This window comes from Parasphingorhabdus pacifica, assembly GCF_054779195.1.
On sequence record NZ_BAAGYS010000010.1, the window covers coordinates 252,277 to 273,916 of the forward strand.

The window sequence follows — 21,640 nt, forward strand, 5'->3', positions numbered from 1 at the left end:
AGCAGAGCCGCCCGAGCGCGTCCCAGCGAACGTGTTCGATCCCTCCGTTCAGGCCCTGCGGAAGCACTCCGCCCGCGGAGCACGGCAGACTGGGGGCATGGACGAACAGCACCGGGGCGACGCCGACTTCGCCGAAGGCCCGAACACGCTGTGCTTCACCTGCGGCGGCTTTCGCAAGACCAGTGAACCCCGGCTCTATCTCATCCAAGCGACCGAAGAGATGCAGACCGGGATGACCCTCAGCGAATGGCGCACCTGCCCGCAGTGCGAGGGCGCGGGCCAAGTTCCTGGCCTCCCCGCTCCCGGCTGATCGTCCACGTGACCACGGGCGGGCGGGGGGCTCACCCACACCGTGTCGCAACACACGAGGAACGGAATTTTCGCAGCGCAGAGAAGTGTTGTCGGAGCGTGAGTCACTTCGGCCGGGTCGACCCGCCCGACGATGCGGAAACAACATCGGGACGTGGGACGCTGCAGCGTGACTGCCGTCGTAGGCTGACCCGGTGAACGATCGCGACCCACGCTCCGAAGAAGACTCGCGCACTGAACCGCTCGAGCTGACCAACCCGATCGTGGTGGCTGCCTGCGAAGGCTGGAACGATGGGATTACACGAACAGGAGGGCTGCAATGACCGAGCCGCAGAACCTCCCGGAGCTGTCGTCCCCCGTGGTCCTTTGTGCTTTCGAAGGCTGGAACGATGCAGGTGACGCCGCCAGCTCCGCGATCGAGCACCTTCAGCTCACCTGGGACGCGACACCACTGGCCGAGATCGACCCGGATCCGTACTACGACTTCCAGGTGTCGCGTCCGACGGTGAAGCTCGTGGAAGGCATCACCAGGCAGGTCACCTGGCCGACGACCCGGTTGTCGGTTTGCCGGCCGCCGGGCACCGAACGCGACGTGGTCCTGGTGCACGGGATAGAACCCAACATGCGGTGGCGGGCGTTCTGCAGCGAGCTGCTCGACAACGTCACGAAGGTCGGTACCACCACCGTGGTAACCCTTGGGGCCCTCCTCGCCGACTCCCCGCACACCCGCCCCGTTCCGGTGACCGGAACCTCGTACGACGCGGAATCCGCTGCGCAGTACGGGCTGGAGCGCTCCCGCTACGAGGGCCCTACCGGCATCGTCGGGATCTTCCAGGACGCCTGCGTGCAATCAGGCATCCCGGCGATCTCGTTCTGGGCCGCGGTGCCGCACTACGTTTCACAGCCACCGTCACCGAAGGCGACGCTGGCCCTGTTGCACCGGGTCGAAGAAGCGCTGGACCTCGAGGTCCCGCTCGGCAACCTTCCCGAGCAGGCCGAGGAGTGGGAGACCACGGTCAGCGAGATGGCCGAGGAGGACGAGGACGTCCGCAACTACGTCCGCGCGCTCGAAGAGCGCGGCGACGCCGAGGTCAAGCTCACCGAGACCAGCGGGGACGCCATTGCCGCGGAGTTCGAGCGCTACCTGCGTCGGCGGGGGCCGGGCGGCAAGGGGCCCACGGGTCCTGGGCCCGGCTGAGCCGCACCGGGTGAGACGACCTTCCGGGGCCCTACCGGCCGATGGCGGCCGGTAGGGCATCGAGAGGCCCGGTTCCGACCTGACCGTGCCGGGCTGGCCGGATGATCCGGGCCGGCTGCGGTCCGGCCGGCCGCGGTACCGGGTACGAGCGCCCGGTACAGCCGCAACGGGACGCCCGGAAGGCACCGCCGGTCCGGTCGGCCTACTCCTGCGTGGTCATTTCCTCGATCATCTGCCTGGCACCTTCGGGGTCGAGGAACCACGACGTCAGGTCCTTCGCATCGTTGAACCCGTTGACCACTCGCCGTGCCACGGCCGAACTCATGGATGCGGCGCCGAAGACGTTGAGGACGTGCTCGGGCGGCGGCTGCAACATCGCGTTCGTCCACGCCGTCACGTACTGCACGTCGTCCCAATACCGCTCGAACGCCTGCTCCATCCACTCGGCATCGAACGGCTCGTCACCACGCTCCACGATGCTGTTCAAATAGGACTCCGCGCACTTGGCCGCGTTGTTCGACCCCTGCCCCGTGATCGGATCGTTCGCCACGACCACGTCGGCCACACCGAGCACGATCCCACCGGCGGGCAACCTGCCGACCGGCTTCCGCACTGTGGGTGTGTATCCGCCCGCCAGCGTGGCGCCCGAATCGGTGATCCTCGCGTCCTTGAAGCGCTCGTACTCCCACGGCAGGTACCGGCGCATCAGCCCCAGCATCCGCGCCCAGTGCTCCTCCGGCGACGGACGGTCCTGGAAGCAGTCCAACGCACCGCCGGGCACGGCTTCGAAGAACGGGATCTCGCACGGCCCGGACAACGTGTATCCCGGAATCACGAACAGCTCGCCCTCACCCGGAACCACGTTGAACCGAACCGCATCCATATCCGGATGCTCCGGACGCCGCCGCCCACCATGCACGTACGCCACCGACAACATCCGCTGCGGCGACCGATACGGCGAACGCTCCGGATCACGATCGAACAACTGAACCAGCTCACCCTTGCCCGCAGCCACCAGCACCAGGTCGTAGAGCCGGGTCAAACCGTCGAGGTCCGAGGTGGTGACACCGTTGTAGATGACCTTGCCGCCGCGTTCCTCCAGCAGCTCCAGCCAACCGGCCATCTTGACCCGCTGATCGACCGACTGCGCGTACTCATCCAGCACGCCGTACCAGTCCATGACCCGACTGCCGTCCGGGTCCGCGATGGAGACGCCCACCCCGTCGACGTTGGGAGTTTCGCGTTCCCACAGGTTCAAACCGTGATCCCGCTCGTACTGCAACGCACGACCGAACATGCACTGCGTCGACATCACCCGACCGGCACGGATCTCCTCCGGAGTCCGCGACGACATCACCGTCACATCGTAATCGTGCTCCCGCAGGCTCAGAGCCAGTTGCAAACCAGCCTGCCCCGCTCCCACGATGAGGATCTTCCGCATTCCTCGCCAATCTTTCCGTTGCTCGTCAGGCCGGCTTCAGTGCCGGTCGATCAGCTGTACGCAGCCACCAGGTCCGCCGCGCCTTCGGGGTCGAGGAACCACGACGTCAGGTCCTTCGGGTCGTTGAACCCGTTGACCACGCGCCGTGCCAGAGCCGGATTTCCCGCAGCCGCGCCGAAGACGTTGAGGACGTGCTCGGGCGGCGGCTGCAACATCGCGTTCGTCCACGCCGTCACGTACTGCACGTCGTCCCAATACCGCTCGAACGCCTGCTCCATCCACTCGGCATCGAACGGCTCGTCACCACGCTCCACGATGCTGTTCAAATAGGACTCCGCGCACTTGGCCGCGTTGTTCGACCCCTGCCCCGTGATCGGATCGTTCGCCACGACCACGTCGGCCATGCCCAGAACCCGCGCACCCGTGGTGAGCGCGCCGACCGGGCGGCGCACCGTCGGCCTGAACCCACCTGCCAACGTGGCGCCCGAGTCGGTGATCCTCGCGTCCTTGAAGCGCTCGTACTCCCACGGCAGGTACCGGCGCATCAGCCCCAGCATCCGCGCCCAGTGCTCCTCCGGCGACGGGCGATCCTGGAAGCAGTCCAACGCACCGCCGGGGATCGCTTCGAAGAACGGCATGTCGCACGGCCCGGACAACGTGTATCCCGGAATCACGAACAGCTCGCCCTCACCCGGAACCACGTTGAACCGAACCGCATCCATATCCGGATGCTCCGGACGCCGCCGCCCACCATGCACGTACGCCACCGACAACATCCGCTGCGGCGACCGATACGGCGAACGCTCCGGATCACGATCGAACAACTGAACCAGCTCACCCTTGCCCGCAGCCACCACGACGAGATCGAATTCGGGCGCCATCTCACCGAGGTCAGCCGGAGTCGCTTCCTGCCGCAGGACCTTGCCGCCGCGTTGCTCCAGCAGCTCCAGCCAACCGGCCATCTTGACCCGCTGATCGACCGACTGCGCGTACTCATCCAGCTGCGCATGCCAATCCAGCGCCCTGGTCGCACCCGGGGTGGCGATGGACAGCCCGATCGCATCGATGTTGGGAGCTTCGCGTTCCCACAGGTTCAAACCGTGATCCCGCTCGTACTGCAACGCACGACCGAACATGCACTGCGTCGACATCACCCGACCGGCACGGATCTCCTCCGGAGTCCGCGACGACATCACCGTCACATCGTAATCGTGCTCCCGCAGGCTCAGAGCCAGTTGCAAACCAGCCTGCCCCGCTCCCACGATGAGGATCTTCCGCATCCTGATCACCTTTCGTACGTTCGGTAGCAGTCCAGCTGCCGGGACTGCGCGATGGCATCCGAAGTCCGCCGCGTTCCGGCCCTGCAGCGGGGGCGTGCGGCAGGTACGGGATACACCCACCCGCCGCACAAGAAAAAGCCGGAACCCGGTCGCTGAATAGCACTGAGGCTGTGCGACGGGGTTCCGGCCGGTGAAGAGTTCAGTTCACGCCGCCCCGGACGTCACGTTCAATCTCATCGTGTGCGTGACCAAGGTCCTCAGTGCATCCACAGTGGAATCGGGGTCGCGGGCATCGCACGTGATCAATGGTGTCTCCGGGCTCAACGCGAGCGCATCCCGGACTTCGTCCAGCTCATAGGGCAAATCGCCCTCGAAGAGGTTCAACGCAACCACGAACGGCACGTCCGAATCGTGTTCGAAGTAGTTGATCGCAGCGAACGACTCCTCGATGCGACGAGTGTCCACCAGGATCACCGCGCCGAGGGCCCCCCTGGACAAGTCGTCCCAGAGGAACCAGAACCGGGACTGTCCGGGTGTTCCGAACAGGTAGAGCATCAGGTCCGAGTGCAGCTCGATGCGACCGAAGTCCATCGCCACCGTAGTGGTCGTCTTGCTTCCCTCGGGATCGAGATTGTCGATCCCTTCACTGGCTTCGGTCATCCACGCCTCGGTGTTCAGCGGTGGAATCTCCGACACCGACGAAACGAACGTGGTCTTGCCAACTCCGAACCCACCCGCGATCACGATCTTCGCCGAGAGCATCAGCTCGGCCGGATCACGCGGAGAGCTTGTTGAGCCCATCGAGAACCCTCTCGAGGATGTTGTGGTCGTATCGGTAGGCATAACCGGTGGGGTGGATGAAGATCACCCCGTCCGCGGCGAGGTCACTGACCAGGACCCGGATCACTCCCATCGGCATGCTTAACGAGGCGGACAGCTCCGCCAGGGACACCGGTTTGCGCGCGCTTTCGTAGAGCGCGCGCGACTCGGGCAGCAGGGAGCCGCTGAGCTCGGGGTCATAGCTGGGCACCGAGATCATCGTCTCCACCAGCAGCTGGTGCCGGGAGCGGGTACGGCCACCTGTGAGGGTGTACGGCCGCACACGGCTGCTGCGGGATTCAATGTGGCTCACCATGACTGTTCCTCCGCCGTTGCCATCACGCGGGTCGCTGAGCGGTGACGACGCGTCGCAGGTCGGCGCGGACCTCCGGAGTCAACGCGTGGCCGGTGTTCTCGACGAACTGGGTCATCTCGTAAGCGACCACCCGCATTTGAGCTTCCGGCGACGTCAGCACTGCCAGTCCCGCCCCGGGACCGATCCCCATGAACAGGAAATACCCCTGGCTGAGCCGGATGATGATCTGCTCGCAACTGCCCTTGTTGAACAGTGCCGCACTGTTCTGCGCCAGGCTGAGCACTCCGCTGGAGATCGCGGCCAGTTGTTCGGCCTCGTCGTTGCCGACCGAGGATGACCCGGCGAGCGGGAGTCCGTCCGCGGACAGGATCAGCGCGTGCGTCGCTCCGTGCACCCGGCCGACGAAATCGTCGACCAACCAGCGGAAATTGTGTGAACCTGTCTTGTCGTCTGGCTCCGTCACTTCTCGTGTCCTTCGGGCAAGTGTTGGATGTCGGTCTCATCGTGCGGTCCGGGTGCTGCGTCGCCGTGCGCCGTTTCGCGCTCCTGGTGCGCCGCCTCTTCTCCTTCTGCGAATGCACCGAGGTCGGCCAACAGTTGCTCGTGGCCTTCCCGCTTGCTTTCCGGAGCGCTCTCCGGCTCCGGCGATCCCGGGAGCGAAACGGCGGATTCCTTCAAGCTCTGCGGCACTCGTCGGGGCAGACCGTTGGGAGTGGTAGCAGATCGCGATTCCGAACCAGAAGAACTTTCAGGTTCGGTGAAGACCGTTCCCTGCGGATGCAGCCCGCCGGAGATCGTGAATCCGTGGTTGGCCGAAGCGGGCGGCTCCACCTGTTCCTGCCGTTTCGGCAAGGGACGGGGCGGCGTCGGGACCGCGGGTGCCTCCTGCACGCCGGAATCAGCGCGCGAACTCGCGACGGGCCCGTCGTGCACCAACGCGACGGGCAGCAGCACGGAGGCGATCGTGCCGTGCGGGGCGCGCCGGGCGAGCCACACCCGAATCCCATGCCTGGTCGACAGTCGCCGGACGACCGCGAGCCCCATGTGTTGCACGGAGTTCCGGTCCAATACCGGCGCCGTGGCCAAGCGCTCGTTGAGCGCGGACAGGCGAGCGGCGGGGAGGCCGATCCCCGAATCCTCGACGCGAATCATCACGCTGCCCTGCTCAGTCAAGTGCGCGCTGACCGTCACCGACGAGGTCGGCGGCGAGTGCGTCGTGGCATTGTCCAGTAGCTCGGCCAGCAGCCGGCTGACGTCGTCGGCTGCCAGCCCGACCACACCGAGGGAGGCAACCTTGCCCAACTCCACTCTCGTGTAGTGCTCGATCGAGGACATGCCTGCCCGGATCACGTCGACCAGCGAAGCGGTTTCGTCCGTGCCGCGCCCCGCGTCCCGGCCGGCGAGCACGCGCAGGTTCTCCCCGTTGCGCCGCAGCCGCGTCGCCAAGTGGTCCAGTTTGTAGAGCTTCGCCAGAGCTTCCGGGTCGTCTTCGTTCGCCTCCATCTTTTCCAGCTGCTCCAGCAGCGAGTCCACGAGGTTCAGGTCTCGCAGCGCCACGCTCGAGCAGATCCCGGCCAGGACTTCCTGGGAGTCGGATTCCCGTGCCTGTGGACCGACGATCTGGGCGACGGTGTCGCGCGATCGCTGCAGTATCTGCCTAGTGGAACCTTCCAACCGCTGCCGAGCCGTACCGTCCAGCAGTGACTTGCGGGAGCGTTCCAGCATCTCCCGGACCCGCGTCACCATTTCACCTCGCGACCTGGGCGCGCGTAGCCAATTCGGGGTTCGTGCCGAGTCATGGCCCGTGATCAAACCAGAAGAAATTGGCGAAGTCCATGCGCCGGACAGACCGAACGCCCGGTTTCCGCTGCCACCGCAACAATGTTTCACGCCAAATGTGACCGAATGCGACCGCGCAGCACCGAACACCGAAAGGTGCATACTTCAACCAAGCACGGTTCGCGCAGCTCAATGCCCAACAGCAGGCGCGGGCACAAATGCACCCCATCCGCAAGGAGCACCCTGCCGATACTCTGTGTGATCAATGTTACGGCAGAATTAGTCTGTTTGAGTGTTGATAATCACGATCTTGGCCGGATGTCGCACCACACCGGAGCGCACGGAGGTCAGCACGACCCCGACGAGGCAGCATTGACCGCAACAAACGCCCACCCCAGTGCACAAATCGCCCAGCACATTCTTTTCCACTGGCGCGGTGCGCATCGCGTCCGCGGAAAGAATGCTCGCGACAACCTTCCAGGTTGTCGCGAGCACCTTTGTGGCACCTGACCGGCCGAACGCGTCGACTTCCGAGCGATGTTGCACCGGCCGAATAACCACTCCCGCACAAACACCGGAAGTGGCGGGCGCGAGAAGCGGGTAACATCGGCGATACTTCAGCGAACGAATTCAGCATCGCACCCGCTATCGCGGTTTCCTAGAGTTGGACACCCAGCAGCGCGTCGACCGCATCCCGCACGGTCGCCGGCGCCCCGTCGTCGTCTCCGGAACGAGTCAGGGCCTCGTCGACCCACGCATCCACCACCTGGAGAGCGCGCTCGGTGTCCAGATCGTCGGACAGCCGGTCCCGCAATCGATCGAGCGTGTCGCCCACCGGCGGCCCCGAATCGAGCTCGACCGCCTGCCGCCAGCGCGCCAACCTCGCCGCACCCGCGGTGAGCGCGTCGGCCGTCCACGAACGATCGCTCCGGTAGTGCCCGTCGAGCAGACCCAACCGGATGGCCATCGGATCGACCCGATCGCCTCGGAGGCGGGAGACGAAGACCAGGTTTCCCTTGGACTTGGACATCTTCTCCCCGTCCAGGCCGATCATGCCGGCGTGGCAGTAGTGCCGGGCGAAGGGGAAGTCACCGGTCACCGCCTCGGCGTGCGCCGCACTGAACTCGTGGTGCGGGAACGCCAGGTCCGAGCCACCACCCTGGACATCGAATCCCAGGCCGAGCCGGTTCAGGGCGATCACCGAGCATTCGAGGTGCCACCCGGGACGCCCCGGTCCGAACTCCGACTCCCAGGACGGCTCGCCGTCCCGCGCCGCCCGCCACAGGAGCGCGTCCAGTGGATGTTCCTTTCCGGGCCGTTCCGGATCGCCACCGCGCTCGGCGAACAGCTTTCGCATCGTTTCGTCGTCGTAGTTCGACTCGTAACCCAGCCGCCCGGTGGCGTTGTGCCGGTAGTAGATGTCGGGGTACTCGTCACCCTCGATCTGGTAAGCGGCACCGGAGGCCAGCAGTTTCCCCACGGTTTCGAGGATCTCCGGGATGGATTCGACCGCACCGACGAAGTCCGAAGGAGGCAGGACCCGGAGCGCTTCCATGTCCTCGCGGAACAACGCCGTCTCCCGCATCGCCAGCACGATCCAGTCCTCGTTGTCCCGGTTCGCTCGTTCCAGCAGCGGGTCATCGATATCCGTGACGTTCTGCACGTAGTGCACGTCATGACCGTTGTCCAGCCAGATCCGATTCACCAGATCGAACGCCAAGTAGGTAGCGGCATGACCGAGATGGGTCGCGTCGTACGGAGTGATTCCGCAGACGTACATCCGCGCGAGCGGGCCGGCGGCGGTGGGCCGGACCTCGCCGGTGGCAGTGTCGTATAGCCGCAGGGGACGGGGTGTGCCCGGCACTTTGGGCACCGAGACCGACGACCAGGGTTGCATGTACCCGACCTTAATCGCCCCGGTCCGCTCGCCGCCGCCCCCCAGGCACACCCGGCTACCCGGTGGTGCACAACCCCACCGGCCACGACCTGCCTCAACACGGCGTGGAATGTGACGAACCCATCCCTCGCCCCGCACCGCGCAGAGTCACTGCCAACGTGTGCGATCGATTCATCCCGGGCATGGGACGACGGGCGCGCACGATTTGTCGAGAACGGGCCCCAGCACGCTTCCGTCCAGCCATATGCGGTCACCTGTTCAGGTGAGGCAAGCGCTACGATCTTGCGCGCTGCCGGGGGGCTGGTCGCCCCACGCGATCTGGGAGGAAGCTGTGCAAGAAGCCAGCAATCAGCGTCACGGGGTGGACGACAAGGGCAGCCGGTCGCTGTCCATCGCCGCACTGCTCTTCGTCGCGATGGCCGCCGTGATGGGCTGGGGTGCCTCATTCGTCGGACTGCACGAATACGGCATGCAGTCGATGGCCGGATTCGATTACTGGTCCGCATGGCTGGTCCCGGCGACGTTCGACGGCGCCGCGTTCGCTTGCACACTGATGACCTATCGTTCCTCGATCAACGGGCGTTCGGCCTTCCGCGGCCGGGTGCTGATGTGGGCGTTCACCGCGGTCAGCTCCTGGATCAACTGGATCCACCAGCCGAGCCCGCAAGCGCAGATCGTCGCGGCCGGCCTTCCGATCGCGGCGGTGGCGGTCTTCGACGTGGTCCTCACCGAACTTCGCGCCGACCACGAGGCACGACACGGCAAACGAGGGTTCCGGCTTCGTCCGGGCCTGCTCTTCCTCCGTTGGTTGGTCGACCGCAGCGGCACCCGAACCGCCTTTCGCAAACAGGTCATGGACATTCCCGTGGAGGAGATCGCCGGCCTCGGGCCGATGTCGGCCGTGGGTCGCGAACAGGACAGGACCGCCGCAGCGTCGCCGGCAGCGGCCGACAGCACGGCCTCCCAACCGGAAACCGCGGTGGCCGCCGGGGCAGCGCGGCCCAAACTTGCTTCCGGGGATGCGATGACCACGGCCGTCGATCCCGAACCTGCGACGCTCCCCGGCAGCACCGACGCCGAGGCCGAGCAGCAGCTCCCGACCACGAACGCCGACGAAGCCGAGCCCGGATCCGGAACGGTTTCCGAGACCGATCGGGGCGAACCGGACCCCGAGGGGAAAGGTACGGACGGTCCGCTCACCACGGCTACGCGCCCGGGCGCGGACTCGACAGCACCGGTGACCGAGAGCACCGACGCCGCCGAAGCGGGCCTCGAAACCACCGAATCCGCACCGGCCGAACCTGAGCAGCCCGCTGCGGCGGAACCCGACACCCACGATGAGCAGACGATCCGGATCCACATCCCCGACGAACTCAGGAACCGGTCCGACCTTCCGGACCGCGCGCTCCCGGGCCGCACCGACGAAACCCCGGTATCGCACCAGGATCCGGCCATGACGATCGACCTCCACGAACCGCGGAAGAGCTCGGTACCCGAACGAGCAGCCGACCTCGCATCGGCCGGGACCCCGACCGATGCGGACGCGGATCGGGAAACGACCGAACCCGAACAAGACCTGCCGGAAAGCGCCGCAAACACCGCCGCCCCGGACCAGGCGAGCACGGCGGGCAACGACGACACCGCGCCGACCGAATCCACCGGTACCGGCGACAGCGCCCAAACGATGTCGCTTCCCCCGGTGCCCGACGGTCCACTGACCGACGCGGACAAGCGCAAGGCGGCGCGCAACGACTACCGAACCTCGGTCGAAGAACTGGATCAACCGGTAACCGGCGCGCAGCTCGGCAGGCGCTACGGACTCTCGGAGAAGTGGGGGCGTCGCCAGATCAACGCCGTTCGCGAGGAGATGCGGCGCGAGAAGCATCCCATGCTGGCGGGTGCGACGAGCAGGTCCTGATCCGGTCCGGATGCTTCGGGCCGGATCACAGGCGGCCCGAAGCACGGGCGAGAAACACAGTATCGGAGCACCGCGCAATACGCTCCGCACCGAGCACCAACATATCCGGAAATCGAGCGCGCATCGAACACCGCCGAGTAGAAAGAAGAGGTACCGCTGAATCGCAGGAGGGCACACGTGACTTGGGAACCCGAGGTAACTCCGTCCGAAGCCGGGTTCGACCCCGCACGCCTGCGACGACTCGACGAGCACTTCGCGCAGTACGTGGACGACGGCAGATTGCCGGGATGGCTCGTGCTGGTCGCTCGCAACGGTCGAATCGCGCACCTCTCCACCTACGGGCACCGGAACGTCGAAACCCGTGAGCCCGTCGAGAACGACACCCTGTTCCGGATCTACTCGATGACCAAGCCGATGACCTCGGTCGCGGTGATGATGCTCTACGAACAGGGCCTTCTCGAACTGACCGACCCGGTCAGCAGGTTCATCCCTTCCTTCGCCGACCTGCGGGTCTACACGGGCGGCCCCCCGAAGAAGGTGGAAACCCGCCCGGCTACCGAACCGATGCGGATCTGGCACCTGCTGACCCACACCTCCGGGCTCACCTACGGCTTCCACTACCTGCACCCGGTGGACCAGATGTACCGGGACGCCGGATTCGAGTTCGGCATGGCACCGGGGCTAGACCTCGAAGGCTGCTGCGACCTGTGGGCGTCCCTGCCGTTGATGTTCGACCCTGGACACGCGTGGAACTACTCGGTATCCACCGACGTGCTCGGGCGGATCATCGAAGTCGCCTCCGGCCAGACGCTCGACGAGTTCTTCCGTACCCGGCTCCTGGAACCCCTGGGGATGCACGACACGAGCTTCCGGCCGGACCCGGCGAACGCCGAGCGCCTCGCCGGTCTCTACGTCGCCGACAGCACCGGTCATGCGAGAAGACCTCACAAGCCCAGCCCCTCCTTCGGCGAACCGACCAAAGCGCTCTCCGGCGGCGGGGGGCTGGTCTCCACGGCCCAGGACTACCACCGGTTCATGCGGATGTTGCTCAGTGGCGGCGAGCTCGACGGAACCCGCGTGCTCGGCAACCGCACGCTGCGGTTCATGGCGCGCAACCACCTCCCCGGTGACGCCGACCTCCCCCAGGTCGCCCTCGGTGCCTGGTCCGAGGTGGCCCACGCGGGAAAGGGCTTCGGACTCGGATTCGCGGTCGTCCGCGATCCCGCCGCCTCCAAGGTGCTCGGCTCGGCCGGGGAGCTCTCCTGGGGCGGACTCGCGAGCACCGCGTTCTGGATCGACCCGGTCGAAGACCTCTCCGTGCTGTTCCTGACCCAGCTGATCCCGTCCGGCAGTCACCCGATCCAACCCCAGGTGCGCCAGCTCGTCTACCAGGCGCTGGTGGACTGACGTTCCGCGCGGGGCCGGTGCGGCCGGCCCCGCGTCAGCCCTCCGGCAACAGCCGGCTCTCCCCGATCGCCAGGTCCCACAGCTTGTCGATTTCCAGGCCCGCGTCGCCCCACGCCTTGCGCAACCGCGTCAGGGGCTCGACCAGTGGTTCCCTGGTCAGCGCGAACGTTCCCCAGTGCATGCTCGCCAGCCGTTCCGCCCGCAGATCACCGAGTGCCCGGACCGCTTCTTCCGGGTCCATGTGTACGGGACGCATGAACCAGCGCGGGGCGTAAGCACCGATCGGCAGCATCGCCACCTCGATCCCCGGGTAGCGGCTACCGATGTCGGCCAGGTGCGGCCCGTAACCGGTGTCTCCCGCGTGGTAGAGCCGTCGCCCGTTGGGAAGGGTGATGACCCAGCTCCCCCACAGGGTGCGGCAGGTGTCGCGCAAGCTGCGACGGCTCCAGTGCTGGGCGGGAGTGAAGTCGAAGGTCAGCCCGGCCACTTCGGCGGATTCCCACCAGTCCAGTTCGGTCACCTGGGTGAAGCCCTTGCGGCGGAACCAGTCACCCAGCCGCGCGGGCGCCATTATCTGCGTCGTGCGCGGGAACCTTCGGATGGTCGGTTCGTCGAGGTGATCGTAGTGGTTGTGGCTGATGAGGATGGCGTCCACCGGGGGCATGTCCGAGAACGCGACACCGGGCGGAGTCACCCGACGGGGCACCCCGGGGATCCGTCTCGACCAGACGGGATCGACCAGCACGCTCACACCCGCGGCCCGCACCAGATAAGTCGCATGCCCGATCCACGTCAGCGCGGTGTCGTTCGTGGACAGCAGCGGAAGGCCCGCACGCAACACCGGGATCAGATCGGCGTCGTCCTCACCGGAAGGTCGACTGCCGCCGGTCCACATCAGCCGCATGATGTCGCCGAACCGTGGCAACGGTGCCACCAGTCGGTCCTCGAAGAAGCTCGGCCGGTCTCTTCGCACGTCCACCTTCCTCAGCACCGATCATCCACTGCCGGTCCCGACCAGGCAGGGTCAGAACGCCGGCCAGGGGATGGCGGGCCAATCCCCCGACGGCGCGGGCAGCTCACCGGCCCGCAGCAGCCGTTCGATCCGATCGTCGACCGCTTGTACTTCCTTCGGGGTGATGTGCTCGACCAGCTCGGTGGCCAGCTCCCCGTTCAGTTGAACGCGCAACGAGCCGAGCCGGTCGACGACCTCGCTCGTGAGCTCCTGGCCGATCCACCCCCACAGCACCGTGCGCAACTTGCCCTCTGCGTTGAGGCTTACCCCGTGATCGATGCCGAAAACCCTTCCCCGCGGGGAGTGCAGGATGTGGCCGCCCTTTCGATCCGCGTTGTTGATCAGCACGTCGAGCACGGCCAGTCGCCGTAGGTCCGTGTGATCGGCGTGCGCCAGCACCACCTCTTCGCCGTGGTGGTCCTGTGCCCGCAGAACCGGCAGCCACCCCTCGACGACCTCGTCCGGCGGAGTCAGGTCGACCAGCTCCGAGCCGTCCTCGGTGTCGATCCACAGCTGAACCATTCCGGGACCGAACGGGCCGTCCCGCAGCACCGTCGGCGGAACCAGGTTCCAGCCGATCGCCTCGGCGAGCTTGTAGGTCGCCACTTCCCTACCCGCCAGCGTCCCGTCCGGGAAGTCCCACAGCGGCCGCTCTCCGCGCACCGGCTTGTAGACACATTCGGCGCTGATCCCGGCGTGCTCGATCGAGCAGAAGAGCGTGGCGTTGGAGGCTTCGACCAGCCGCCCTTGCACTTCGATGCGGCCGTGCCGGAGCAGTTCCGTGGCCTCGGCATCCCCGTCGAGCACGGCGGTCAATCCTCGTCGGATCGGCGGTAACCGTTCTGCCTGGGGCAGATGTGTCCCTCCGGGTCGAGCGGCTCCGAGCAGAGCGGGCACGGTTTGCGGCCGGCGTTGAGCACCCGCTCGGCCCGCTCGGCGAACGCTCGGGCGTGCCCGGCCCCCAGGAAGACCCGAACCGCGTCCGGTCCCTCCTCGGTGTCGTCGAGTACGACCGACTCGTCGATCTCGTCCTCGGTCACGGCGAGCAGCTCGACCACGACGGCCTCGGTCTCGGCATCCCAGCCGAGTCCCATCGTGCCGACGCGGAACTCCTCCTCCACCGGAACCCGGAGCGGTTCGGAGTCGACCAGCTCTTCAGGTGGTTCGGCGGGAAGTTCCGCGTCGAACCGGCGTTGCACCTCTTCGAGAAGTGCACCGATCCGTTCTGCCAGTACTGATACCTGTTGCTTCTCAATCTGCACACTCACCGTGCGGACGTCCTCGGTCGCCTGCAGGTAGAACGTGCGCTCGCCGGGTTCCCCGACGGTCCCTGCGACGAACCGGTCGGGCTGGCGGAAGACGTGGATGACGCGAGCCATGACACCCCCGACACTAGGCCACGGGACCGGTGTTGTGCGCAGGCATCCCGGTATTGCTCAGCACCGGAGCGGACCAGCGGATTCGTCCGGCGACCGGCCGGAATCAGGCCGTGCTAGCCCCCATCCGGCCGTGTTCGCTGCTCGCGAACACGATCTCGCGCGTTGCCGGGGCGCGCCGCCGCATCCGGTTAAACTCGAGATCGCGAACACCCATCGTTTCCCGAATCCCTCGCACCCCCAGCGCCTCGCACCCCTAGCGCCTCGCAGCACCATTGCCTCGCAGTCCAGCCATCTTCGCAACTCAGCCCTTGCAATCCGGGCCTTCGAGAAACCCAGGCCCGAATCCTCGCGAGCCCGGCACCGCGCCGCGCAGTACCTTCGCGAAACCGAGCACCTCACGCAGTGGAGTGGCCCTCTTGAACGTGTGCGAACGACGCCGCCCGCGGCGACTGCGAGCCGGCGACACCGTTGCGGTCGTCGCCCCGGCAGGCCCGGTTCCCGCCGATCTGCTGGAGTCGGGTCTCGAACACCTGCGGTCCTGGGGCCTGCGGGTCGTGATCGGCAAGCACGTCAGCGATCGGCACAACCACCTCGACTACCTGGCAGGGGCGGATGCGGACCGCGCCCGTGACCTGCAGGAAGCCTGGTGCGACCCGGGAATCGACGGGATTCTTTGCGCTCGCGGAGGTTACGGCAGCATGCGGATGCTCGACCACCTCGACTGGTCGGCGATGGCGTCCGCGCCACCCAAGGTGTTCGTCGGCTCCAGCGACGTCACCGCCCTGCATGACGCGATGTCCACCCATCTGGGACTGGTGACCCTGTTCGGCCCCATGATCGCCACCGACGCTTTCGTGGCCGACCCCTCCGCGCGCGATCACTTGTGGCGGAGCTTGTTCGAACCCGAGTCCGCGATGATCCTGACGCGGTCGACGACCGACACGCTCATCCGCGGCCGGGGGCGAGGGGTGACCTACGGCGGGAACCTCAGCCTGCTCGCGGGAACGCTGGGCGCCCCCGATGCTCCCGCACCACCTGAACACGGGATCGCTCTTCTCGAGGACGTCACCGAGGAGCCGTACCGGCTGGACCGTTTCGTCACCCAGCTCCTGCGCGCGGGCTGGTTCGACCGGGCCCACGGAATCGCGTTGGGCTCGTGGACCGAATGCGGGCCGGACGAGACTCTTCGAAGCACCATGTCGAATCTTCTCGGCGGGTTGGGCGTACCGGTCGTCTGGGACCTCGGCTTCGGTCACTGCCCGGGTCAGCGCACGGTGCCGCTGGGCGTGGCTGCCGAGCTGGACACCGGAGCCTCGCGGCTGAGCGTCCTGCGCCCGGCGCTGCTCTGACCAGAGAATCCGCCAGAACCGAAGTGCTTCCGATCGCGGGATAAGGTCGGAGGCTGTCCGCCCAGGAAACGGTGTCACGCCATGCACGTCCGCCCCGTCACCCCGGACCGGCTGGTGTCGGAACTCGCCGACCTCCTGGACGCACTGAGTCCGCGTCGACTCCGAGTGGCAGTCGACGGTGCTCCGGCTTCGGGCACCACCGAACTCGCCGACTCACTCGTCGCGCCACTGCGGGTTCGGGGCCGCGAGGTGGTCCGCGTGCGAACCGACGATTACCTGCGCCCCGCGTCCCTGCGCCTGGAGCACGGGCGGAACGACCCGGAATCGTTCTACTTCGAATGGTTCGACCTGGTCGGCCTCAACCGTGAGGTGCTGGCCCCCCTGTCCCCCGGCGGTTCCGGCCACGTCCTTCCGGCGCTGTGGGATGCCGAATCCGACCGTTCCCCTCGGCTGAGCCGGGTTCGGATGCCGGAATCCGGGATCGTGATCGTCGACGGTCCGCTGCTGCTCGGCGCGGGACTCCCCTTCGACTTCGCGATCCACCTCTGGTTGCCACCGGATGCGCTGGAACGTCTGACCCCGCCCCCGCAGCGCTGGCAACTGCCCGCATTCACCCGGTACCGCGAAGAGGTCACCCCCGAACGGGCGGCTGACCACCTGGTTCGCGTGGACCGGCCGGGGCATCCCGCTGTCATCGACGCACTCGATTGAATCCTGTTCACCGGACGATGCGCGTGCAGCGGCGAGACTGGGACCCGCTCGGCTGGATTGGGACGGGTTCGGCTGGAGTGGGACGGGCTCGGCCATGTCGGTGAGACCTCTGCGAGATCCGGCGCGCCGCCCTTAGACTGCCCCCGTGCGGATCTTGATCTCAGCGGACATGGAGGGCGTCACCGGCGTCACCTGGACCGATGACGTCGTGGCCGGAACCGAACCGTGGCAGCGATTCCGCAAACTGTTCACCGGTGACGTCAATGCCTGCATCGACGGACTGTGCGCAGCGGGCGCCACCGAGGTGCTGGTCAACGAAGCGCACTCGGCCCAACGCAACCTGCTACTCGAGGAGCTCGACGGGCGGGCGCGGCTGCTGACCGGGCGACACAAACCGCTGTCGATGATGCAGGGGATCGACGGCGGCGCGGACGGCGTGGTCTTCCTCGGATACCACGCGGGCGCCGGCGAGGAAGGCGTCCTCTCGCACACCTACATGGAGAACTCGATGACCGGTGTGTGGCTCGACGGAGTCCGCGCCAGCGAGGGGCGGCTCAACGCCGCACTGGCCGCCGAGCACGGGGTCCCGCTGCTGCTGGTCACCGGAGATGACCGGACGTGCGCAGATGCCTCCGACTACGCCCCAGGGGCACGGACGATCGCGGTCAAGGAGTGCGTGAGCCGGTACGCGGCGATCTGCCGACCGCCGGAAGCCACCGCATCGGAGATCCGCGCCGAAAGCCGAGCGTGCATGGAGCTCGCCGGGCAGGTGCACGGCAGCACGCGACAGCACCGCGTCGAGATCGAATTCGACTCGGCTCACCTCGCCGCCGCGGCGTCGGTGATTCCCACCGTCGAGCAACTGGACGTTCGGAAGGTGCGCTACGACGCCCCTGACATGACCGAGGCGATGAAAGCTTTCAAGATCGTCGCTACTGTCGCTGCCGCGTCCGTGCAGGACGTCTACGGTTGACGAACTCGCCGAGCGAGTGCCCGCGACCGCACCCGGCGGACCGGGATCACCACCGGGTCACTCGCCCCAGCGGGCCTGCTGCCAGGTCAACCCGGACGGCCGTTCACCGGTCCGCGTGAACTCCAGAAGCCCGGCGCGCAACTCCTCGAACCCGAGAACCGAGTTGCGCGGGAACACCAGCGCACTGCCCGCATCGAACCGCAGCACCGGCCCGTTGGCCATCGGTTGCTCGTTGAGCGTGTGCCAGGAGAGCAGCTCGCCCTCCTCGGTCTCCTGCGTGAAGTTCAGCACTCCCGCCTCGGATTCGACGTCCGTCACGAGGCGGATCTGCTCGTAGGGTCCTGCAGCATCCTCGTTCTCGTGCGGTCGATCCCACACGTACAGGTGCGAGGCACGTCCCGGCGTCGGCGGTCGCATCGCCCGGTTCACCAGCGCCAGCCTGTCCTCGTCGGTCTGCGCGTAGTACCGCTCGCCCTCGATCACGGCGGTGGTCACGGTCACCCCGAGCTCGGTGTTACGGGCACCGATCGCCTCGGACCGCAACGCATCGAGGCACTCGCGCGCCTCCTTCAAGGCCGCGAGCGCGGATCCCTGGTGCAGCACGAGATCTCCCCAGTAGGAGTGCCCGAAGACCTTGTTCAGATCGTCGTAGACAGCGTTGGTGCTCTCGATCAGCTTGTCGACCGCGTCCAGCGGCACATCGGAGATCCTGCCGAACACCACCGCAGGCGGGTCGCCTCGGTCGGGTTCCCCTCGCGCGTGCGGACTCGACATACCTTGAGCACACCCCCATTGATCTCGGGCATCTCTTCTGGGACTCGAATTCCACAGTCGCCGCGATGCCCTTCGGCCATGATGCCAACCGCTCCGAACGGCGATCTCGCGAGCCCCTCGAAGACTACCTCTCGTGATCTTGCGACTGCGAAGCGCCATCACGCCCACCTGCCGACCTCGAAGGATTCCACCCGGTTCGCCTCGAAAGCCGTCGCGACCCGCATACGAGCGGCCCGAACGAGCTCGGACCACCCGCTAACTGGCGAAGCCGCGCCGCACACCGCTCGTCCGGCCCGCGACCGCCGATGCGAGCAGGGCACGGCTCAACTCCTCCGGATCGTCGAAGCCGATCGATCGGGCGACGTGGCCGGGCAAGCTCAACATCGACATGGCCACACCGAGCACTCCCGCGTCCAGCAACCCGGCGTCTCGCGCCCCCACCTGCTTGCCGACCGCGCCATGCAGGTGCACGGCCAGATCCGCGTTCGCCAACGTCATCTCACCCAGCGCCTCCCGAACCTCGGGCCGTCGCACCCCTTCCAGGTACAGCTCGAACATCGCGAGGAACTGGGTGCGCGCGCTCGAAGCCATCCGGTCGAGCATCGCCGCGTACAGCGCCACGATGTGTTCGGATGTCACGTTCTCCGGGATCTGATCCCGCAGCTCGCCCACGGCTGCGATGTGCTGGTCCGACATCCGGCGGGCCACCGCCACGAACAGCGAGCTTCGATTGCGGAAGTAGTTCTTGGTGGTCCCTTCGGGGACCCTCGCTTCCCGGTCGACGGCGCGATGGGTCAGTCCACGACCCCCGTCCCGCGCCAGCACCTCGGTCGCGGCGTCGGACAGCAGTTCACGACGGTTTGTTCGCTGCGGCATGCATCCCCTGGCGAAGAATGATCATTCGACGATGATCGGCACTGTATCGCCCACCACCACACCAGTGGTATTCCGGGCGTGGCGATTGACCGTCCACCGCCCGCCGGGCGCCCGGACCGCCCATGCTCCCTACCCCGGAAGTGGTTCATGCCGACCGAGTCCCCCACCCACGCCGAGCACACCCTCCACCACCTCCGCCAGGTGGGCGAACACAACTTCGAACAACTGCGAGCAGCTGCAGACCTCCTGGTGAGAACCGTCCGAGCGGACGGGCTGGTGTTCACCGCAGGAGCCGGCCACTCCCTCGCCGGCGTCATGGAGTCCTTCTACCGGGCGGGCGGGCTCGCCGCCGTCCGGCCGCTCTACCACCCCGACCTGCTCCCGTTGCACGGTGCGGTGTCCAGTTCGGAAACCGAGCGGTGCAGCGGATTCGCCCGCGAGGTGCTCGACGAAGCGGAGTTCCGGCCCGACCGCGACCTACTCCTGGTGTTCTCCAACTCCGGGATCAACCCGTACCCGGTGGAACTGGCGATGATCGCACGAGAAGCAGGCGCACCCGTCGTCGCCGTGACTTCCCCCAGGGCGGCGGCCGACGCGCCCAGGCGCGCGAGCAGCACGCTCATCGAGGAAGCCGATCTCGTGCTCGACACGCTCGTCCGGCCGGGAGACTCCAGCTATCCGGGCTCAGCGCCGATCACGGCCCCGCTGTCATCACTGGCGAACTCCTACCTGTGGAACCTGCTACTGGTGCAGGCGCACGAGGCGGCCGCAGCCGTCGGCGTCGAGCTTCCGGTGTGGCTCAGCGCGAACGTCCACGGTGGTGACGAAGCGAACCGGGTCAACCTCGCGCGCTACGGTCCTCGGGTACCCGGCTTGCGGTGACGCGGCTCGCCGAGGCGCACCGCGAGGGCGCCGAGTACTCCACGAGTTCTCGACGCCCTCCGCGCGTCACCTGGTACCCGCGGCTTCGACCATCTCGGTGATCCGCCGCAGCTGCGCGGCGCGCTCCGCCGCGAACTGCTGTTCCGGATCCACCGCTTCCTCTGCCTGCGCGAGCAGTGCGAGGGTCTCGCGAGTGGCTCCCGGGGGCGGCGCGGTCAGCGCTTCCACCAGCTGATCCACGGTCGCCTCCAGCTGATCACCGGAAACCACGGTGTTGGCCAATCCCAGGCCCAACGCTTCTTGCGCCGAAACGTCGCGACCCGTCAGGCAGATCTCGACCGCCTTCGAGTAGCCCACCGCCCGCACCAGCGGCAGCGTGCCGCCCAGATCCGGAACCAGGCCGAGACTCGTCTCGGCCATCCGGAACGACGCGTCGTCGGCGAGCACGCGCAGGTCGCACGCGAGCGCCAGCTGGAATCCCGCACCGATCGCGTGCCCGTGCACAGCAGCGATCGTCACGCGTTGCGGATCCCGCAGCCACGAGAATCCTTGTTGGAAACCCGCGATCTCCGCGTCGGCTTGTTCCATCGGCCGCAGACCGAGACCGACCAGTCCGGTGCTCCCGTCGTCGGCTTCGGCGCCGAACAGACTCCGATCGAGCCCGGCCGAGAACGCCCTGCCCTCGCCACGCACGACCACTACCCGAACATCCGTGCCGAGGCTCTGCCCGATCTCCTGCAGTGCCCGCCACGTGTACGGCGTCTGCGCGTTGAGCTTGTCAGGACGCTCGAGAGTGATGGTGGCACGCCGACCCTGGATCGTGAGCCCCACACCGCCACGATCCAAAAGGTCGGCGTCCACTGTCGACTCCGCCACAGTGAGCCTCCGTTGCAGTTCGGGTATTACCGGTCAGAACCCGAACAGAATACCCACCGATGGCGAGAAGATCGCATTGCGCCGATCACTTCCGCGCGCCCGCATCCGGCTGAAGCGTGGCCACGGCTACGACGCAATACCGGTTCCGAACACTTCACTACGTGTTCGGACATATCTTGCAAGTGACTTGATGCGACGGCAGTGCCTACTTCTTCTTGGTGCGGGTCGCGCCCCCACGACCACGCAGCTGCACACCCGATTCGCTGAGAACACGGTGGACGAAGCCGTAAGAACGGCCCGTTGCCTCCGCCAGAGCACGAATGCTCGCGCCCTTCTCGTATTTCTTCTTCAGGTCACTGGCAAGCTTGTCCCGTGCGCTTCCTGTGATACGCGCACCCTTCTTCAGGTCAGCCACAGTGTCCCCGCCTTCCCTCCGAACAGGTC

General features: G+C 66.9%; 23 protein-coding genes. 9 read left to right on the forward strand and 14 right to left on the reverse strand.

Annotated elements, in window-relative coordinates:
* Nucleotides 1-97: 97 nt before the first annotated feature.
* The 3 genes from ACYVAN_RS16440 to ACYVAN_RS16450 all read left to right on the forward strand — a co-directional run bounded on the left by ACYVAN_RS16440 (nucleotide 98) and on the right by ACYVAN_RS16450 (nucleotide 1,507).
* Nucleotides 98-310, forward strand: coding sequence for a hypothetical protein (locus ACYVAN_RS16440; protein WP_460960509.1), 213 nt, complete (start codon nucleotides 98-100; stop codon nucleotides 308-310).
* 193 nt (nucleotides 311-503) lie between these two features.
* Nucleotides 504-632, forward strand: coding sequence for a hypothetical protein (locus ACYVAN_RS16445; RefSeq protein WP_460960511.1), 129 nt, complete (start codon nucleotides 504-506; stop codon nucleotides 630-632).
* Complete coding sequence (locus ACYVAN_RS16450; RefSeq protein ID WP_460960513.1) at nucleotides 629-1,507, forward strand: PAC2 family protein; 879 nt, start codon at nucleotides 629-631, stop codon at nucleotides 1,505-1,507. The genes ACYVAN_RS16445 and ACYVAN_RS16450 overlap by 4 nt, the downstream gene beginning before the upstream one ends.
* A 202-nt stretch (nucleotides 1,508-1,709) precedes the next feature.
* Here ACYVAN_RS16450 and ACYVAN_RS16455 read toward each other — a convergent pair whose 3' ends face one another.
* The 7 genes from ACYVAN_RS16455 to mshC form a co-directional block, all read right to left on the reverse strand.
* Nucleotides 1,710-2,948, reverse strand: a complete 1,239-nt coding sequence (locus ACYVAN_RS16455; RefSeq protein ID WP_460960515.1) for a styrene monooxygenase/indole monooxygenase family protein — start codon at nucleotides 2,946-2,948, stop codon at nucleotides 1,710-1,712.
* A 50-nt stretch (nucleotides 2,949-2,998) separates the two neighbouring features.
* The gene (locus ACYVAN_RS16460; protein WP_460960517.1) at nucleotides 2,999-4,228 is read right to left on the reverse strand and encodes a styrene monooxygenase/indole monooxygenase family protein; all 1,230 of its coding nucleotides are present in this window, start codon (nucleotides 4,226-4,228) and stop codon (nucleotides 2,999-3,001) included.
* 204 nt (nucleotides 4,229-4,432) lie between these two features.
* Nucleotides 4,433-5,029: a GTP-binding protein gene (locus ACYVAN_RS16465; RefSeq protein WP_460960519.1), complete on the reverse strand. Its 597-nt coding sequence runs from the start codon at nucleotides 5,027-5,029 to the stop codon at nucleotides 4,433-4,435.
* Nucleotides 5,004-5,363, reverse strand: coding sequence for a DUF742 domain-containing protein (locus tag ACYVAN_RS16470; RefSeq protein ID WP_460960521.1), 360 nt, complete (start codon nucleotides 5,361-5,363; stop codon nucleotides 5,004-5,006). Before ACYVAN_RS16470 ends, ACYVAN_RS16465 begins: the two co-directional genes overlap by 26 nt.
* Before the next feature lie 22 nt (nucleotides 5,364-5,385).
* Nucleotides 5,386-5,826 carry a roadblock/LC7 domain-containing protein gene (locus ACYVAN_RS16475; protein WP_460960523.1) on the reverse strand — a complete coding sequence of 147 codons (441 nt, stop codon included), beginning with the start codon at nucleotides 5,824-5,826 and terminating at the stop codon, nucleotides 5,386-5,388.
* Nucleotides 5,823-7,109: a sensor histidine kinase gene (locus ACYVAN_RS16480; protein ID WP_460960525.1), complete on the reverse strand. Its 1,287-nt coding sequence runs from the start codon at nucleotides 7,107-7,109 to the stop codon at nucleotides 5,823-5,825. The genes ACYVAN_RS16475 and ACYVAN_RS16480 overlap by 4 nt, the downstream gene beginning before the upstream one ends.
* A gap of 691 nt (nucleotides 7,110-7,800) precedes the next feature.
* Nucleotides 7,801-9,039 (reverse strand): cysteine--1-D-myo-inosityl 2-amino-2-deoxy-alpha-D-glucopyranoside ligase, encoded by a 1,239-nt coding sequence (mshC, locus tag ACYVAN_RS16485; RefSeq protein WP_460960527.1) that lies wholly within the window; start codon nucleotides 9,037-9,039, stop codon nucleotides 7,801-7,803.
* A gap of 331 nt (nucleotides 9,040-9,370) precedes the next feature.
* Between mshC and ACYVAN_RS16490 the strand changes: the two genes are divergently transcribed.
* Together ACYVAN_RS16490 and ACYVAN_RS16495 are read left to right on the forward strand one after the other, a co-directional pair.
* On the forward strand, nucleotides 9,371-10,957 hold the full coding sequence (locus ACYVAN_RS16490) for a DUF2637 domain-containing protein (protein ID WP_460960529.1): 1,587 nt from the start codon (nucleotides 9,371-9,373) through the stop codon (nucleotides 10,955-10,957).
* Nucleotides 10,958-11,134: 177 nt separating this feature from the next.
* Nucleotides 11,135-12,364 carry a serine hydrolase domain-containing protein gene (locus ACYVAN_RS16495; protein WP_460960531.1) on the forward strand — a complete coding sequence of 410 codons (1,230 nt, stop codon included), beginning with the start codon at nucleotides 11,135-11,137 and terminating at the stop codon, nucleotides 12,362-12,364.
* A gap of 34 nt (nucleotides 12,365-12,398) precedes the next feature.
* Here the strand turns inward: ACYVAN_RS16495 and ACYVAN_RS16500 are convergent, their stop codons facing one another.
* Genes ACYVAN_RS16500 through ACYVAN_RS16510 form a run of 3 tightly spaced genes read right to left on the reverse strand, consistent with a single transcriptional unit; the run spans nucleotide 12,399 to nucleotide 14,755 of the window.
* Nucleotides 12,399-13,355: an MBL fold metallo-hydrolase gene (locus ACYVAN_RS16500; RefSeq protein WP_460960533.1), complete on the reverse strand. Its 957-nt coding sequence runs from the start codon at nucleotides 13,353-13,355 to the stop codon at nucleotides 12,399-12,401.
* 33 nt (nucleotides 13,356-13,388) lie between these two features.
* A complete protein-coding gene (locus ACYVAN_RS16505) occupies nucleotides 13,389-14,183 on the reverse strand; it encodes an SCO1664 family protein (RefSeq protein ID WP_460960535.1) in 795 nt (264 codons plus the stop codon).
* A 5-nt stretch (nucleotides 14,184-14,188) separates the two neighbouring features.
* Nucleotides 14,189-14,755 carry a DUF3090 domain-containing protein gene (locus ACYVAN_RS16510; protein WP_460960537.1) on the reverse strand — a complete coding sequence of 189 codons (567 nt, stop codon included), beginning with the start codon at nucleotides 14,753-14,755 and terminating at the stop codon, nucleotides 14,189-14,191.
* A gap of 422 nt (nucleotides 14,756-15,177) precedes the next feature.
* Between ACYVAN_RS16510 and ACYVAN_RS16515 the strand changes: the two genes are divergently transcribed.
* The 3 genes from ACYVAN_RS16515 (at nucleotide 15,178) to ACYVAN_RS16525 (ending at nucleotide 17,788) form a co-directional block, all read left to right on the forward strand.
* Entirely contained in the window at nucleotides 15,178-16,104 is a 927-nt protein-coding gene (locus tag ACYVAN_RS16515; protein WP_460960692.1) for a S66 peptidase family protein, read from the forward strand.
* Nucleotides 16,105-16,185: 81 nt separating this feature from the next.
* The gene (locus tag ACYVAN_RS16520; RefSeq protein WP_460960539.1) at nucleotides 16,186-16,815 is read left to right on the forward strand and encodes a nucleoside/nucleotide kinase family protein; all 630 of its coding nucleotides are present in this window, start codon (nucleotides 16,186-16,188) and stop codon (nucleotides 16,813-16,815) included.
* A gap of 145 nt (nucleotides 16,816-16,960) precedes the next feature.
* Nucleotides 16,961-17,788, forward strand: a complete 828-nt coding sequence (locus ACYVAN_RS16525; RefSeq protein WP_460960541.1) for a M55 family metallopeptidase — start codon at nucleotides 16,961-16,963, stop codon at nucleotides 17,786-17,788.
* 57 nt (nucleotides 17,789-17,845) lie between these two features.
* Here the strand turns inward: ACYVAN_RS16525 and ACYVAN_RS16530 are convergent, their stop codons facing one another.
* Both ACYVAN_RS16530 and ACYVAN_RS16535 read right to left on the reverse strand, forming a co-directional pair.
* Complete coding sequence (locus ACYVAN_RS16530; protein ID WP_460960542.1) at nucleotides 17,846-18,562, reverse strand: Imm1 family immunity protein; 717 nt, start codon at nucleotides 18,560-18,562, stop codon at nucleotides 17,846-17,848.
* Nucleotides 18,563-18,817: 255 nt separating this feature from the next.
* The gene (locus tag ACYVAN_RS16535) at nucleotides 18,818-19,438 is read right to left on the reverse strand and encodes a TetR/AcrR family transcriptional regulator (RefSeq protein ID WP_460960544.1); all 621 of its coding nucleotides are present in this window, start codon (nucleotides 19,436-19,438) and stop codon (nucleotides 18,818-18,820) included.
* Between the two features lie 147 nt (nucleotides 19,439-19,585).
* Between ACYVAN_RS16535 and ACYVAN_RS16540 the strand changes: the two genes are divergently transcribed.
* Nucleotides 19,586-20,320, forward strand: a complete 735-nt coding sequence (locus ACYVAN_RS16540; protein ID WP_460960546.1) for a sugar isomerase domain-containing protein — start codon at nucleotides 19,586-19,588, stop codon at nucleotides 20,318-20,320.
* Between the two features lie 66 nt (nucleotides 20,321-20,386).
* Here ACYVAN_RS16540 and ACYVAN_RS16545 read toward each other — a convergent pair whose 3' ends face one another.
* Together ACYVAN_RS16545 and ACYVAN_RS16550 are read right to left on the reverse strand one after the other, a co-directional pair.
* Complete coding sequence (locus ACYVAN_RS16545; protein WP_460960548.1) at nucleotides 20,387-21,196, reverse strand: enoyl-CoA hydratase/isomerase family protein; 810 nt, start codon at nucleotides 21,194-21,196, stop codon at nucleotides 20,387-20,389.
* 205 nt (nucleotides 21,197-21,401) lie between these two features.
* On the reverse strand, nucleotides 21,402-21,611 hold the full coding sequence (locus tag ACYVAN_RS16550; protein WP_009942935.1) for a helix-turn-helix domain-containing protein: 210 nt from the start codon (nucleotides 21,609-21,611) through the stop codon (nucleotides 21,402-21,404).
* Nucleotides 21,612-21,640: the final 29 nt, after the last annotated feature.

Bases quoted from the DNA above. Each gene is read 5' to 3' on its own strand.
- ACYVAN_RS16440 (WP_460960509.1), top strand. From the start codon at position 98: ATGGACGAACAGCACCGGGGCGACGCCGACTTCGCCGAAGGCCCGAAC.
- ACYVAN_RS16450 (WP_460960513.1), top strand. From the start codon at position 629: ATGACCGAGCCGCAGAACCTCCCGGAGCTGTCGTCCCCCGTGGTCCTT.
- ACYVAN_RS16455 (WP_460960515.1), bottom strand. From the start codon at position 2,948: ATGCGGAAGATCCTCATCGTGGGAGCGGGGCAGGCTGGTTTGCAACTG.
- ACYVAN_RS16460 (WP_460960517.1), bottom strand. From the start codon at position 4,228: ATGCGGAAGATCCTCATCGTGGGAGCGGGGCAGGCTGGTTTGCAACTG.
- ACYVAN_RS16465 (WP_460960519.1), bottom strand. From the start codon at position 5,029: ATGGGCTCAACAAGCTCTCCGCGTGATCCGGCCGAGCTGATGCTCTCG.
- ACYVAN_RS16470 (WP_460960521.1), bottom strand. From the start codon at position 5,363: ATGGTGAGCCACATTGAATCCCGCAGCAGCCGTGTGCGGCCGTACACC.
- ACYVAN_RS16480 (WP_460960525.1), bottom strand. From the start codon at position 7,109: ATGGTGACGCGGGTCCGGGAGATGCTGGAACGCTCCCGCAAGTCACTG.
- mshC (WP_460960527.1), bottom strand. From the start codon at position 9,039: ATGCAACCCTGGTCGTCGGTCTCGGTGCCCAAAGTGCCGGGCACACCC.
- ACYVAN_RS16510 (WP_460960537.1), bottom strand. From the start codon at position 14,755: ATGGCTCGCGTCATCCACGTCTTCCGCCAGCCCGACCGGTTCGTCGCA.
- ACYVAN_RS16520 (WP_460960539.1), top strand. From the start codon at position 16,186: ATGCACGTCCGCCCCGTCACCCCGGACCGGCTGGTGTCGGAACTCGCC.
- ACYVAN_RS16530 (WP_460960542.1), bottom strand. From the start codon at position 18,562: ATGTCGAGTCCGCACGCGCGAGGGGAACCCGACCGAGGCGACCCGCCT.
- ACYVAN_RS16535 (WP_460960544.1), bottom strand. From the start codon at position 19,438: ATGCCGCAGCGAACAAACCGTCGTGAACTGCTGTCCGACGCCGCGACC.
- ACYVAN_RS16540 (WP_460960546.1), top strand. From the start codon at position 19,586: ATGCCGACCGAGTCCCCCACCCACGCCGAGCACACCCTCCACCACCTC.